This is a genomic window from uncultured Bifidobacterium sp. (genome assembly GCF_945269915.1).
GTDB classification, from domain to species: domain Bacteria; phylum Actinomycetota; class Actinomycetes; order Actinomycetales; family Bifidobacteriaceae; genus Bombiscardovia; species Bombiscardovia indica.
Genome location: NZ_CALYOY010000004.1, coordinates 40,375 through 53,264, shown reverse-complemented (window position 1 = coordinate 53,264; position 12,890 = coordinate 40,375). Strand labels below are relative to the sequence as shown.

The following is a 12,890-nucleotide window of genomic DNA, read 5'->3' as shown; positions in this document are numbered from 1 at the left end:
AGCGAAAGAAGCCGACCGGCTTCCGGTGCCAAGGAGAAAACCAGGGTCTCCTATGCAAAAAGAGGGCGGAACCTTTCGGTTCCGCCCTCTTTGCCGACTCCTGCCCTTCCTTACGAATGCAGGGAAACCATGGTGGTCAGCAGATGGCTACCATCACTCCCGGGTCGGGCTCCCAACAGCATCATCACCCGAATCATCCGGGGAGTCCACGTCGGGCTGCTCGGTCCTCCGGGCACCGGCCTTGTCAGGGGTGTCAGGGGCCGAGGAAGCCAAGGGGGCTCCGACCAGTTCAGGCTCGTTCCGCTCGGAGCCGTCCTCGTCCTTGTCCTCGAAGGGCACACCCTGGAAAGTGAACTCGCCCAGGATACCCTCGCCTTCGGCATCGACTCGAACGGACTCGTTGTCCTTGAGTTCGCCCATGAGAATCTTCTCCGAGATGGCATCCTCGATGTCACGCTGGATGACACGACGCAGGGGCCTGGCTCCCAGGAGGGGATCGAAGCCCTTCTCAGCCAGAAGATCCTTGGCCTTGTCGCTCAGCTCCAGGGACATGTGACGCTCGAACAGGCGGTCATTGAGCTGGCTGACATCGAGATCCACGATCTGCCGGACCTGGGGCTCGGTCAGCTGCTGGAAGACGATGATGTCATCCAGACGGTTCAGGAACTCCGGTCGGAACTGCTGCTTGAGCTCGCTCGTCACCTGGTCCTTCATCCGCTGGTAGGAGGTCTCCGTATCACCCGATGCATTGAAGCCCGTGTTTGCGGACTTGGCGATGTCCCGAGTACCCAGGTTGGTGGTCAGGATGATGATGGTGTTCTTGAAGTCCACCGTCCGTCCCTGTCCATCGGTCAGATGTCCATCATCAAGGACCTGCAGGAGGGTGTTGAAGATGTCCGGGTGGGCCTTCTCGATCTCATCGAAAAGAACCACGGAGAAAGGCTTGCGGCGGACCTTCTCCGTCAGTTCGCCACCCTCCTCATATCCGACATACCCCGGAGGGGCCCCGAAGAGTCTGGAGGCCGCGTACTTCTCGGAGAACTCCGACATGTCGACGCGAATCAAGGCATCCTCATCATCAAAGAGGAACTGTGCCAGCGCCTTGGCCAGCTCGGTCTTGCCCACACCGGTGGGACCTGCGAAGATGAAGGAACCGGCAGGACGCTTGGGATCCTTCAATCCCACACGGGTACGACGAATGGAACGTGAGAGGGCGGAAACGGCCTCATCCTGACCGATGATCCGCTTATGCAGTTCCTTCTCCATGCCGAGAAGCTTCTTGGACTCCGCCTGGGTAAGCTTGAAGACCGGGATACCGGTGGTCGAGGAGACCACCTCGGCGATCACGTCCTCATCCACGACCATCTTGACGTCGGACTCCCCCTGACGCCAGGCCTCTTCCTTCTCCTTGCGCTCGGACTCCAGCTTCTCCTGCCTGTCGCGCAGTTCGGCCGCCTTCTCGAAGTCCTGGTCCTTGATGGCCTGGTCCTTCTGGGCCGACACCTTGTCGACCTTGACGTCCAGCTCCTTGAGTTCGGGCGGTGCGGTCAGACGCTTGATGCGCAGGCGGGCGCCCGCTTCATCGATCAGGTCGATGGCCTTGTCGGGCAGGTTCCTGTCCTGGATGTAACGGGCGGAAAGCTCCGCGGCCGACTGGAGGGCCTTGTCCGTGATGGTGACGTGATGATGGTGCTCATAGCGTCCACGCAGCCCTTTGAGGATCTCGATGGTCTGGGCAATCGTGGGCTCGGAGACCTGGATGGGCTGGAAGCGCCGCTCCAGGGCCGCGTCCTTCTCGATGTACTTGCGGTACTCGTCGGTGGTGGTGGCACCGATGGTCTGGAGTTCACCACGGGCCAGGAGGGGCTTGAGCATGTCGGAGGCACCCAGGGCGCCGTCTGCCGAACCGGCCCCGACGATGGTGTGGATCTCATCGATGAACAGAATGATGTCGCCGCGGGTCTTGATCTCCTTGAGGACCTTCTTCAGGCGCTCCTCGAAGTCGCCACGGTAACGCGAACCGGCCACCATGGACCCCAGGTCCAGCGAATAGACCTGCTTGCCCTTGAGCGTCTCGGGGACATCACCCTCATGGATCTTCTGGGCCAGGCCCTCGACCACGGCCGTCTTGCCCACGCCGGGCTCGCCGATCAGGACCGGGTTGTTCTTGGTGCGCCTGGACAGGACCACCATGACCCGTTCGATCTCATTGGAGCGTCCGATGACAGGGTCGAGCTTGCCCTCGGCCGCCTCCTGGGTCAGGTTGCGACCGAACTGGTCCAGGATGGCGGAACCCGTCTGGCCACCCTTGTTCTGGACGCCGCCGGCGTTGGCCAGGTCGCCCTTGCCGGCCTCTCCACCCTCATGGTTGCCGCGGATCATATCGATGGTGGCGGTACGCAGGTCGCCCAGATCCACACCCATCTTGATCAGGACCTGGGTGCCGACACCCTCGCCCTCACGGATAAGCCCCAGGAGGATGTGCTCGGTGCCGATGTAGGAGTGCCCCAGCTGCAGGGCCTCCCTCAGCGAGAGCTCCAGCACCTGCTTGGCGTGCGGCGTGAAGGGTATATGCCCATTGGGGGCGGCATTGCCCTTGCCGATCATCTCCTCGACCTGCTTGCGGGTTGCATCCAGTTCAACACCCTTGGATGCCAGGGCCTTGGCGGCAACGCCGTCGCCCTCCCGAATCAGGCCCAGCAGGAGGTGCTCTGTGCCGATGTAATTGTGCTGAAGGGTGCGGGCCTCTTCCTGTGCCAGCACAATCACCCGCCGCGCACGGTCGGTAAACCGTTCGAACATACTTGTCCTTCCCTTTGATCTGTACCTCACTCTACAGATTTGCGGTGACGTTTATTCACGGCCCGCCCTTGATTGCGCTCTGAACGCAAAACGTTGCAATATCAAGCCTTGGCAGGGTCTACCACACGGAGCCTCGTCAGTCCTGATCGAGGTCCGCCTCATCCTCATCGGAGGTCAGCTCCTCCATCAGCTCCACCTCGGGGCGTTCCTCCCGGGGCTTCTGACGGACCACGTCGATATGAAGGTCATCGAAGGCCGGCTGGGACTGGACCCAGAGATGGGTCTCCTCCTGGGGCTGGATCTCCGAGTGCTCACCACATCCATGGTCAAGGGAGACCACCCGGCCGTCATCGGGGCTCCATCGGTTGGCGCAGACCGCGAACATGGTGCCCAGTTCCCCCTTGAGGGGAACCATGAACCCGCAGGTCCCACAGGCGTTGCCCTTGGCCGTGCGGGTGGACAGGGACTTGGGACCGTGCTGCCCCTCGTACCAGCGCTTGGCGGTCGCCGCACGGGCCTCGGCGGTCATGACGTGGCGGCGGCTCAGGGCCAACTCGTCAACGACCTCATCCAGGTCCTCCTCCGAGGTCCGGGAATTCTCGTCCGCTTCCTGCTCCGATGCCGTATCCTGATCCGACCGGGCGGCATCGGACTCGTCTGCAATCCGGAAGATGGCACCGGATTCCTGGTCGCCATCGCGTTCGTCCCCGGCATCGGACTCCCAACCAGCTTCCGACTCCGTATCCTGACCCGCAATCTCCTGCGAATCCGGTGCGGCCTCACCATCCGACGGCTTTTGCTCGGCCGGCTGGTCGACCTTCGGCGCCACATACCCCTTGACCAGGCGCGGATCATCGGGGTCGGTCCCCATGGCATCGGTCACGCTCAGGTCCGAGGGGAGAAGGCGGTCCTTCCATGGAATCCACCTGGGTGGCTGGAGGGCCTCAGCCGACGGGACCAGGGAGGACTCGTCGACGGTCCAGGTCCCGGCATCCTGGTCATGGTAGAGGGTTACGGACCACTGCCAGCCCTCGTACCCCTTGATATGGGAGTCAAACCGGTAGTCGTACACCTCATCCTCAAGCTTGAGGCTGACGATGAAATCGCCCACCTCAGAACTCCTGGAGGCCACACTCAAGGCCACATTCCTAGCCAATTCCTCGGGATTGAGGTCCGCTTCTGCCATGTATCACACCTTCATAATCTGGTGGGTCCGGCATCGAGCCGGCCCCAGGTCCCTTGTCGCCCTGCCACGGTTCAGGCGGGCACGTCGAAGTCGTCCGCCACGGCCCTCAGGAGGGTGGCCAGCTTCTTCGACTCCGCCGGGGCGGGATAATGATGTCGCCGCAGACCGTTGCCCGCGGAATCCAGCAGCTTGATGAGATCCTCGACAATGGCTGCCATGTCATCCGGGGTGGGCCGGGTGGCCTTGACGATCGAGGGGGCGGAACCCACCAGTTTCAGGTCTAGAGCCTGGGGACCCTTGCGTCCTTCTGCAACGGAAAAGTCAACCTGGGCACCCTTGCGGATCGTGGAGACACCGGCGGGCAGTGCGGAAGCGGGCAGGAAGACGTCCTGACCCTGATCGTCCGTAATGAAACCGAACCCTCGATTGGCATCAAACCAACGCACTCTCCCACTGGGCATAAGTCTGGCACTTCCTCACTGGATGACTCCGGACCGTGTTACCGGCCTTGCTGCATACCCATCCAGTCTATCCCAATGGCCCGCGCAAGTGGGGCCATCACGTCAAAGGCGTATCGTCCCGGGCCGGAACGCCGGACCGGACCTGGGACTCAGACTGAGCGGAGGACTCAGACCGGGCCGGGGATTCAGACTGAGCAGGAGACTCAGGCCGAGTCGTAGCCTCAGGCCGGAATGGCCGCATCTGGGTGGGATGGGCCGACCCATTCGGTGCGGAATGCTCCTGCCCGACAAGGGTCTTCCCCGGAGACTCTGTGGTCTGCCGACCGACCCGGACCTGCCCCTGCGGGATGGCCATGGTGAAGGTCAATCCGCCACCGGGTGTCTCCTCCGCGCAGATCATGCCGTGATGGGCCTTGACGATGGACTGGACGATGGCCAGCCCCAGTCCCGTTCCTCCCTTTTCACGTGCCCGGGAGGGATCGGCTGTGTAGAAACGTTCAAACAGCCTGGCCCGAGCCTCCTTCGGTACCCCAGGGCCGTGGTCGACAAAGCGCAGAACAAGATAGGGTGTACCCAAATGGCTGTTCTGCGCCACTTGGACGGCATCCAGGAAGTGGGACATGGCCTTCTGGTCGGATCCCAACCTGGTCATGGCCTCCGGGGTGATGACCGCGTGGAGCAGCCCCATGGAGACCTGGACCGGGGAATCGGCCGGGGTATACCGGTGGATGTTCCCCACAATGTTGGTCACCACCTGACGCAGGCGGTTGGGGTCCCCTTGAATCTCGATTGCGGGCAGGGGACCTTCCTGAAGGGAGAGAACGGTGACCGACCCGACATGGTTGACGGGCCTGGACCAGGCGTGTCCCCTGCCTGCGGCCTTTCCCTGGGTATCCTGCAGCGGTTGGGACGAATCCGCGGACACCTCGGTGCCCACCATGATGGAACCGCAGGTGACCCGACGTTCCGGGTCCAGGGCGTGGAGGTCATCCATGGAATCCCTGACCAGCCCGGTCACGTCGACCAGCAGGGTGGTGTTGATCCCCCTCCCCTCGTCCAGCCTGGCCAGGGAAAGGAGATCGGAGACCAGGTCGGCCATGCGGCTGCTGGAATCCTCGATGTGCTTGATCGACTCGTCGGCCCGTTCCAGGGCCCCCGGATAGGCGCGCTGCATCCGGTACAGTTCGGCGTACCCGTGGATGGCGGCCAGGGGGGTCCTCAGTTCGTGGCTGGCATCGGAGACGAACCGTTTCATCTTCTCCGTGGTCTGCTTCTGTTCGTCGAAGGACTGCTCGATGCGTGCCAGCATGACGTTCAGGGAGGCGGCCAGGGAGCCGACCTCGGTGTTCTCCGGGAAACTGGGGATCCGCTGGTGGAGGTTGCCGGCGGCAACCATGGCAGCCGTCTTTTCTATCCGCTTCAGGGGAACCAGTGTGGATTGGATCAGGAGGGCCGATATGACCCCGCCCAGGAGGACCACGATCACGGAAATGACCAGGCAGAAGGTGGTCAGGGCATGGACGGCCTCATCCTGGTCGCTCATGGACAGGCCGATGTAGAGGACCCCGCTGATGTCGGAGTCGTCTATGTCGCTGTGGAGGCTCCACTGCATGGCCACGACCCGCCAGGAGGCCCGGGCCCGCTTAAGCGAATCCCGGTCGGGTGAGGATTTCCCATCCACCCGTACATAGGCGGGAACCGTGGTCGGCTGCCCCAGGGGAATGGACCCCATGGTACCGTCATCGGGCAGTTTGGGTCTGGAGATGGCCCCATTGAACTGCATGGGGTTCAGATCGTCCGAGATGATCCGCAACTGGTCATCGCGGATCTGCAGGAAGTAATCCGTCGGCCCAAGCCCACTCTTGCTCAGGTCCTCCTGCTTGAGGAGGGTTGCATTCCTGATGCCCAGTTTGGCCTGACGGATCAGCTGGGTATCGGTCTTTTTCATAAGGTAGTCATCGGCCATCTGGCAGATGGCCACCGAGATGCCTACCGTACCCACGATGAGGAGAATCAGCATGGAGGCCACCAGCTTGGTGCTCAGGGGGATGCCGGCCAGGGGCGAATTGGGATGCGCTTGTCCGCCACCCCGCTTTGTGTCCCCGGTTTTGGTGGATGACCCGTCATATGCCGATGCCGTCATGTCCTGCCGCCGTTCGGGCTCAGTCTCCGGCCTGGGATGATGCGGCGTTTCTGGGGCCGCGAATCATGTACCCGATGCCGCGCTTGGTCTCGATCAGGGGGGTTACCTTGCGGCTGTGGCCATCCTGGTCCTTGAACCTGATGCCGTCCACCTTCTTGCGCAGGTAGGAGATGTACGACTCGACGATGGCCGCATCCCCTCCCCAGTCATACTGCCAGACGTGGTCCAGGATCTGCGCCTTGCTCAGGACCCTGCCCTCGTTGTCCATCAGGTAACGCAGGAGCTTGTACTCGGTCGGACTCAGGTCGATGGACTGACCCGCCCGGGTCACATCGTGGGAGTCCTCGTTGATTTCGAGGTCACCTACCCGAATCACGGGGTCATCCTCCTCATGCTCCCGGGTACGGCGGAGGATGGCCTTGATCCTGGCGACCACTTCCTCCAGGCTGAAAGGCTTGGTGACGTAGTCGTCCCCGCCCACGGTCAGCCCCATGACCTTGTCCTGGGTATCGTCCCGGGCGGTCAAAAAGAGGACCGGCGCATCGATCCCGTCCTGACGGATGCGGGAGGTGACCGTAAAGCCGTCGATATCAGGCAGCATCACGTCCAGGACGATAAGATCCGGCCTGGTCTTCTCGATGACCTGAATGGCCTGGGAACCCGAGGCTGCGGTAGCGACCTCGAACCCGGCGAAATGAAGTGAGGCCACCAGAAGATCCCTGATGGAGGGCTCGTCATCGACCACGACCAGTTGTGCTTCGGGTGTTTTGCTCATGTCCTAAGACTGCCGCCCTTTCCTGAATATTATCTGAGAGTCTACTGGGACCTCATGGAGATGTGTGGGAACCAAGCAGCCACCCGGCGATCCGGCGCCGGGTCCAGTCCCGACGTCGACCGCAGCCCCAAGGCAGGAGTGCCATCGACATGGATCCTCGATTCATGCAGTCTCAGCGCCCGGCTTATCGCCGGGGTCATCCCCGGCCACCGGACCCGACCTGGTTTCAGAATCCCTGCCGGTACTGCTCCCAGACCTCTTGCCGGTATCCGGGTCACCTGAATCGTCGGCTGCGCTCTCGGCCTTCCTGTTCTTCCGCCTCAGCCACCAGACGAGCCCGGCCATGGTAAGGGCCAGAACCACAACCACCACAGCAATCAGGACAATCAGGATGATTCGGCGATGCTGTTTGCGCTCCCTGTCGATCCGTGAGATACCGTCCATCAAGGCCTTGGCGGAACCGACCCAGTCCGGATTGCCGGCCTTGCTGATCGGCCCGAGGGCATCCTGGGAGAGCTGGTCGACGGTCTTCTGATCCTTCAGCCAGTCGTCGGAGTTGCTGGAGACGGCCACAACCATCTTGCCATCCTGGGAGGCGACTGCCAGGAGAACCGTATTGGGGGCTGGCTTCATGGACCTCAAAACCTGCTTGGCCCAGGCCTCGGGCTTCATTTTCTGATAGAAGCTGGGCAGATACAGAAGACGGACCGAAACACCGGTCTCCTCCTTGGTGGACTCGACGGCATCGGCGACCGACCCGGCGTCGGACCCCAGGAGATTCTGGGTATCGGTGATCTGGTCCGAGATGGTTCCCTCCTCGGAGGCCTGCCGGCCTTCCGCCGCGACGGCTTCAACACCGCCGGCCAGAGGGAAGACAAGCGCCACCAGGGTAAGGAGGGAGGTGACCAGACGGACCAACCCCTCCCTGCGACCACCCGGGAAACCCGTCATGGTGATAGTGCCACGTTCGACCACATGGCTCCGTGAAAGAAAACCGTCATGCTGAACTGCCATATGGTCCAGAGTAGTGGTTCTTCCCTGCCGTGTCGCGCAGGCATCACCACTTACCTACAGAAAGGACCATCATGCCACAGTTTCAAGTCGACTCGGAGGAGATTCAATCGGCCGCCGGGGCAGTCCGCTCATCTGTTGCCTCCATCCGCGACGCCGTGTCGGGTATGTACACCAATCTCGACAACCTGCAGGGGGTCTGGACGGGTGGCGCCGCCACGCAATTCGGAACGGTCGCCGAGCAGTGGAGAACCTCCCAGCAGCAGATGGAGGAGGCCCTGGAGGGTATCCAGTCGGCCCTTACCCAAGCGTCCACCCTTTACTCGGATACCGAGGACCAAGCCACCAGACTCTTCTCCGGCTCCTGACCGGGCGCAGGCCTGAACATAGCCCGGGATCCTCCCCGGCAGACCCCGTCACATCCCCCAGGGGCGCAAAGCAATCAGATCCTCTGCTGGGACACAATGTACAACAGACCGCCACTCCCCCGAACGGGGAAATGGCGGTCTGTGCATACAACCGGGATGAGAACCGGGTCCCGACACAGGTCAGGTCCGGCACATCACAGGGCTATCAGTAGCCCATGTCGGCCTGAGGCTGGGCAGCGGGTGCCGGGGGCTCAGGCTTGTTGGCGACAACAGCCTCGGTGGTCAGGAAGAGCCCGGCGATCGAGGCGGCGTTCTGCAGGGCGGAACGGGTCACCTTGACGGGGTCGGCCACACCGGCCTCCAGGAGGTCCTGGTACTCGTTGTTGGCCGCGTTGAAGCCCTGGCCAGCAGGCAGGGAACGGACCTTGTTGATGACAACGTCACCGGAGACACCGCTGTTCTCAGCGATCTGCTTGATGGGGGCTTCGATGGCGCGGAAGACGATGGAGGCACCAGTGGCCTCGTCATCCTCGAGCTTGACGGACTCCTCGGCCTTGGCAGCGGCCTGGACCAGGGCGACACCACCGCCGGGCAGCAGGCCCTCCTCTATTGCGGCCTTGGCGTTGCGGACGGCATCCTCGATGCGGTGCTTGCGCTCCTTGGCCTCGACCTCGGTGGCCGCGCCGACCTTGATGACGGCCACGCCACCGGCCAGCTTGGCAAGACGCTCCTGGAGCTTCTCGCGGTCATAGTCGGAATCGGTGTTCTCGATCTCGGCGCGGATCTGGGCCACGCGGGCGGAGACCTCGTCCTTGGAACCGCCACCGGAGACGATGGTGGTCTCATCCTTGGAGACGATGACCTTCTTGGCTGTACCCAGGACGCTCATATCGATGGAGTCCAGCTTCAGGCCCAGCTCATCGGAAACGACCTGTGCACCGGTCAGGATGGCCATATCCTGCAGCATGGCCTTGCGGCGATCGCCGAAGCCAGGGGCCTTGACGGCGCAGGAGTTGAAGGTGCCGCGGATCTTGTTGAGGATCAGGGTGGGCAGTGCCTCACCGTCGACGTCCTCAGCCACGATCAGCAGGGGCTTGCCGGTCTTCATGACCAGCTCGGCGATATGGACCACGTCCTGCTGGCTGGAAACCTTGCCCGAGGTCAGCAGAATGTACGGGTCATCCAGAACGGCGGACTGCTCATCGTTGTTGGTGACGAAGTAAGGGGCGATGTAGCCCTTGTCGAAGCGCATGCCCTCGGTGAACTCCAGGTCCAGGCCGAAGCGGTTGTTGTCCTCGACGGTGACCACGCCATCCTGGCCGACCTTGTCCAGGGCCTCGGCGATTTCGGCGCCGATCTCGGGATCTCCGGCGGATATGGTGGCTGTGGCAGCAATCTGGTCCTTGGTCTCAACGTCCTTGGACTGGGCGATCAGTTCCTTGACGATGGCGTCAGCGGCCTTCTCGATGCCGCGACGCAGGGCGATGGGGTTGGAGCCGGCGGCCACGTTCTTCAGACCCTCGTGGACCAGGGACTGGGCCAGGACCGTTGCGGTCGTGGTGCCGTCGCCTGCAACGTCATCGGTCTTCTTGGCGACTTCCTTGACCAGCTCGGCGCCGATGCGCTCGTAAGGATCCTCCAGGTCGATCTCCTTGGCGATGGAGACACCATCGTTGGTGATGGTCGGTGCCCCGTAGGACTTGTCCAGGACCACGTTGCGGCCCTTGGGCCCCAGAGTGACCTTGACCGTGTCGGCCAGCTTGTCCAGGCCGGCCAGCATTCCCTGACGAGCTTCCTCGTCATACTCAATGATTTTTGCCATCGTTGCTTCCTCCGTAATGGCTTGAGGTATATGACCCACCGTCGATGCGGAATGGGCGAAGCCGTCAGCTGCCTCGTTATCACTCCAACACCTCGAGTGCTAATTCAGCAGATTAGCACTCGAACCCCCAGAGTGCCAACATGGATGGGTAAATATGCTTCTGGCTAGAAACTTCAGCAAAGGGAATATTGGAATGGGGCGGCAGGAATCGGGCAATTCCGCGGCCTGGCGCGGCAATATCAAGCAGACGCGCAGATTGCCGTCTGCGGCCCACGGATACGAGCGGATGGAAAGGACGGACCATGGCATAAAAAAGACCCCGGTCAGACCAGGGCCTTAGGAAAGACGAATTCAGAACGACAATCAGATCTTGGTGACCTCGGTTGCCTGAAGACCCTTGGGGCCCTGCTCAACCTGATATTCGACCTTATCTCCCTCATCAAGGGTCTTGAACCCATCCGACTGAATAGCCGAATAGTGAACGAAGACATCCTCCCCGCCATCGTCGGGGTTGATGAATCCGTAACCCTTGCCAGCGCTGAAGAATTTCACAGTGCCTTGTGCCATAACTAACTTCCTTAACATAGGTGCCGCGTCACAGCAGATACGAGACTGACCGTATCTGTCTGGTCGGCACGCCCAGTATATGACAACCAATGGAAGAAACGCCAATTCAAAATATCAGACTGTGAGACCCGTACCGCCCATCTATGGGTATTCGAGACAGGGCCACTACTGGACAAGGACGACCTCAATGGGGCTTCCGGCAGCGGCGGACTGCTCCACCTGGGCGATGCCGAGCTGGTTGGCCACATCCTGAGCGGTGGCCTTGTCGGCCTCATTCTGATACCGGACCACATTGGCGGCAGGCAGGTTCCCGGTCGGATTGCTGGCAGTGACAGCCCCATAGCCGGCATTGACCAGGACCTGGCGTTTGCTGGCCGCATATCCACTGGTTCGGGTGCCGTTGACGACCAGGACCTGGGTGTTCCTGTTGACCACCGGAGCCGGCGTGGGAGGCGTTTGACTTGGCGTCTGGGCGGGCGGCGTGGACGGGGCCGTGGTGGCCTCGTTCCTCTCGCTCGGCGTGGATGTGGAGTCCTTGCTGGCGGAAGGCTTCCTGATGACCTGGGTGGTGGATGTCGGCTTCTGCTGCTGCCAGGGAAGGATCCCGCTGACACCGGCCCAAACACCGATACCACACACTACCGCGAGAAGAACCACAATCAGGTACGGCAGGGCCCGGACACCCAAGGACTTGGGACCACGATGCACACCGACCGGCCCTCTGGGAGGATTGTCGAATTCATCCTGGCCCTGGGGCGACTTGTCGGCCTGATCGACCTGATTGCTAGCCATAAAACACTCCTCTGCTCGCCTGAACCCGGCACTATTATATGTAAAGCCTAGCGGGCAGTCAGGTCATGACCGGATGGAACCCGACCGGTCCTCACGATTCCCCGACGCGTTATAGTGGCCACATGAACACAGACCAGCCATTCCACTTCCCCTCGGGCGAGTCACGGTCAGGTTCGGAGACCACCCATCAGACCATCCCCCGGGAACAGGGGCACACCACCCGCAAACCCCTGGCCGAACTGGTCGATCCAGGCTGGGCCACGGCACTGGCCCCGGTGGAACCGAACATCCACCGCATGGGTGATTTCCTGCGCCAGGAGCTGGCCCAAGGGCACCCCTACCTGCCCGCCAGCAAGAACATCCTCCGGGCCTTCACCATCCCCTTCGATTCCATCAAGGTCCTGATCGTCGGCCAGGACCCCTACCCCACCCCCGGCAACCCGGTCGGTCTCAGCTTCTGCGTGGATCCGGCAGTCAGCCCCATCCCGGGTTCCCTGCGCAACATCTACACGGAACTGAACGATGACCTGGGCCTGCCCACCCCCTCCAATGGTGACCTGACACCCTGGACCCGACGTGGTGTCATGCTCCTCAACAGGTGCCTGACCGTGCGCGTGGGCAAACCCGCCAGCCACCGCGGCAGGGGGTGGGAGGAGATCACCGACGAGGCCATCCGGGCCCTGAACGACCGGCAGGATGCACAAGGCCGACCCCTCCCCCTGGTGGCCATCCTCTGGGGACGACAGGCACAGAGTCTGGAGCCCCTGCTGACCAGGGCCGCCATCATCAAGTCCCCCCATCCCAGCCCCATGTCGGCCAGGTATGGTTTCTTCGGGTCCAAGCCTTTCTCCAAGGCCAACCAGGCCCTGGAAAGCATGGGGGCAGAGCCAATCGACTGGTCCCTGACCTGAGTCCGGCCCCTCCCCGGCAGGGGGCCATCCAAGGTGGCCTTCGCCCTCCTCG

General features: G+C 62.2%; 11 protein-coding genes. 2 read left to right on the top strand and 9 right to left on the bottom strand.

The window, feature by feature from the left end:
* Positions 1-153: 153 nt before the first annotated feature.
* The 6 genes from Q0K62_RS01540 to Q0K62_RS01515 form a co-directional block, all read right to left on the bottom strand.
* Positions 154-2,802, bottom strand: a complete 2,649-nt coding sequence (locus Q0K62_RS01540; RefSeq protein ID WP_297316223.1) for an ATP-dependent Clp protease ATP-binding subunit — start codon at positions 2,800-2,802, stop codon at positions 154-156.
* A gap of 136 nt (positions 2,803-2,938) precedes the next feature.
* Positions 2,939-3,988 (bottom strand): DUF3027 domain-containing protein, encoded by a 1,050-nt coding sequence (locus Q0K62_RS01535; protein ID WP_297316222.1) that lies wholly within the window; start codon positions 3,986-3,988, stop codon positions 2,939-2,941.
* A 71-nt stretch (positions 3,989-4,059) separates the two neighbouring features.
* Positions 4,060-4,449: a cold-shock protein gene (locus Q0K62_RS01530; RefSeq protein WP_297316221.1), complete on the bottom strand. Its 390-nt coding sequence runs from the start codon at positions 4,447-4,449 to the stop codon at positions 4,060-4,062.
* Between the two features lie 97 nt (positions 4,450-4,546).
* The gene (locus Q0K62_RS01525) at positions 4,547-6,592 is read right to left on the bottom strand and encodes a HAMP domain-containing sensor histidine kinase (protein ID WP_297316220.1); all 2,046 of its coding nucleotides are present in this window, start codon (positions 6,590-6,592) and stop codon (positions 4,547-4,549) included.
* Positions 6,593-6,611: 19 nt separating this feature from the next.
* Positions 6,612-7,367, bottom strand: a complete 756-nt coding sequence (locus Q0K62_RS01520; protein ID WP_297316219.1) for a response regulator transcription factor — start codon at positions 7,365-7,367, stop codon at positions 6,612-6,614.
* Positions 7,368-7,529: 162 nt separating this feature from the next.
* The gene (locus tag Q0K62_RS01515) at positions 7,530-8,381 is read right to left on the bottom strand and encodes a TPM domain-containing protein (protein WP_297316218.1); all 852 of its coding nucleotides are present in this window, start codon (positions 8,379-8,381) and stop codon (positions 7,530-7,532) included.
* A gap of 71 nt (positions 8,382-8,452) precedes the next feature.
* On the opposite strand from Q0K62_RS01515, the gene Q0K62_RS01510 reads away from it, so the two are divergent.
* Complete coding sequence (locus Q0K62_RS01510) at positions 8,453-8,746, top strand: WXG100 family type VII secretion target (protein ID WP_297316217.1); 294 nt, start codon at positions 8,453-8,455, stop codon at positions 8,744-8,746.
* A gap of 205 nt (positions 8,747-8,951) precedes the next feature.
* On the opposite strand, the gene groL is transcribed toward Q0K62_RS01510, so the two are convergent.
* From groL to Q0K62_RS01495, 3 genes are all read right to left on the bottom strand, one after another.
* Positions 8,952-10,568 (bottom strand): chaperonin GroEL, encoded by a 1,617-nt coding sequence (gene groL / locus Q0K62_RS01505; RefSeq protein WP_297316216.1) that lies wholly within the window; start codon positions 10,566-10,568, stop codon positions 8,952-8,954.
* A 363-nt stretch (positions 10,569-10,931) separates the two neighbouring features.
* Complete coding sequence (locus tag Q0K62_RS01500) at positions 10,932-11,135, bottom strand: cold-shock protein (protein ID WP_297316215.1); 204 nt, start codon at positions 11,133-11,135, stop codon at positions 10,932-10,934.
* A gap of 165 nt (positions 11,136-11,300) precedes the next feature.
* Positions 11,301-11,927: a LytR C-terminal domain-containing protein gene (locus Q0K62_RS01495; RefSeq protein ID WP_297316214.1), complete on the bottom strand. Its 627-nt coding sequence runs from the start codon at positions 11,925-11,927 to the stop codon at positions 11,301-11,303.
* A gap of 122 nt (positions 11,928-12,049) precedes the next feature.
* On the opposite strand from Q0K62_RS01495, the gene Q0K62_RS01490 reads away from it, so the two are divergent.
* Entirely contained in the window at positions 12,050-12,838 is a 789-nt protein-coding gene (locus Q0K62_RS01490) for a uracil-DNA glycosylase (protein WP_297316213.1), read from the top strand.
* Positions 12,839-12,890 lie beyond the last annotated feature (52 nt).

Excerpts from the sequence above, each read along its gene's own strand:
- Q0K62_RS01540 (WP_297316223.1), bottom strand. The coding sequence starts at position 2,802 with ATGTTCGAACGGTTTACCGACCGTGCGCGGCGGGTGATTGTGCTGGCA.
- Q0K62_RS01510 (WP_297316217.1), top strand. The coding sequence starts at position 8,453 with ATGCCACAGTTTCAAGTCGACTCGGAGGAGATTCAATCGGCCGCCGGG.
- Q0K62_RS01525 (WP_297316220.1), bottom strand. The coding sequence starts at position 6,592 with ATGACGGCATCGGCATATGACGGGTCATCCACCAAAACCGGGGACACA.
- Q0K62_RS01490 (WP_297316213.1), top strand. The coding sequence starts at position 12,050 with ATGAACACAGACCAGCCATTCCACTTCCCCTCGGGCGAGTCACGGTCA.
- Q0K62_RS01495 (WP_297316214.1), bottom strand. The coding sequence starts at position 11,927 with ATGGCTAGCAATCAGGTCGATCAGGCCGACAAGTCGCCCCAGGGCCAG.
- Q0K62_RS01500 (WP_297316215.1), bottom strand. The coding sequence starts at position 11,135 with ATGGCACAAGGCACTGTGAAATTCTTCAGCGCTGGCAAGGGTTACGGA.
- Q0K62_RS01535 (WP_297316222.1), bottom strand. The coding sequence starts at position 3,988 with ATGGCAGAAGCGGACCTCAATCCCGAGGAATTGGCTAGGAATGTGGCC.
- Q0K62_RS01530 (WP_297316221.1), bottom strand. The coding sequence starts at position 4,449 with ATGCCCAGTGGGAGAGTGCGTTGGTTTGATGCCAATCGAGGGTTCGGT.
- Q0K62_RS01520 (WP_297316219.1), bottom strand. The coding sequence starts at position 7,367 with ATGAGCAAAACACCCGAAGCACAACTGGTCGTGGTCGATGACGAGCCC.
- groL (WP_297316216.1), bottom strand. The coding sequence starts at position 10,568 with ATGGCAAAAATCATTGAGTATGACGAGGAAGCTCGTCAGGGAATGCTG.
- Q0K62_RS01515 (WP_297316218.1), bottom strand. The coding sequence starts at position 8,381 with ATGGCAGTTCAGCATGACGGTTTTCTTTCACGGAGCCATGTGGTCGAA.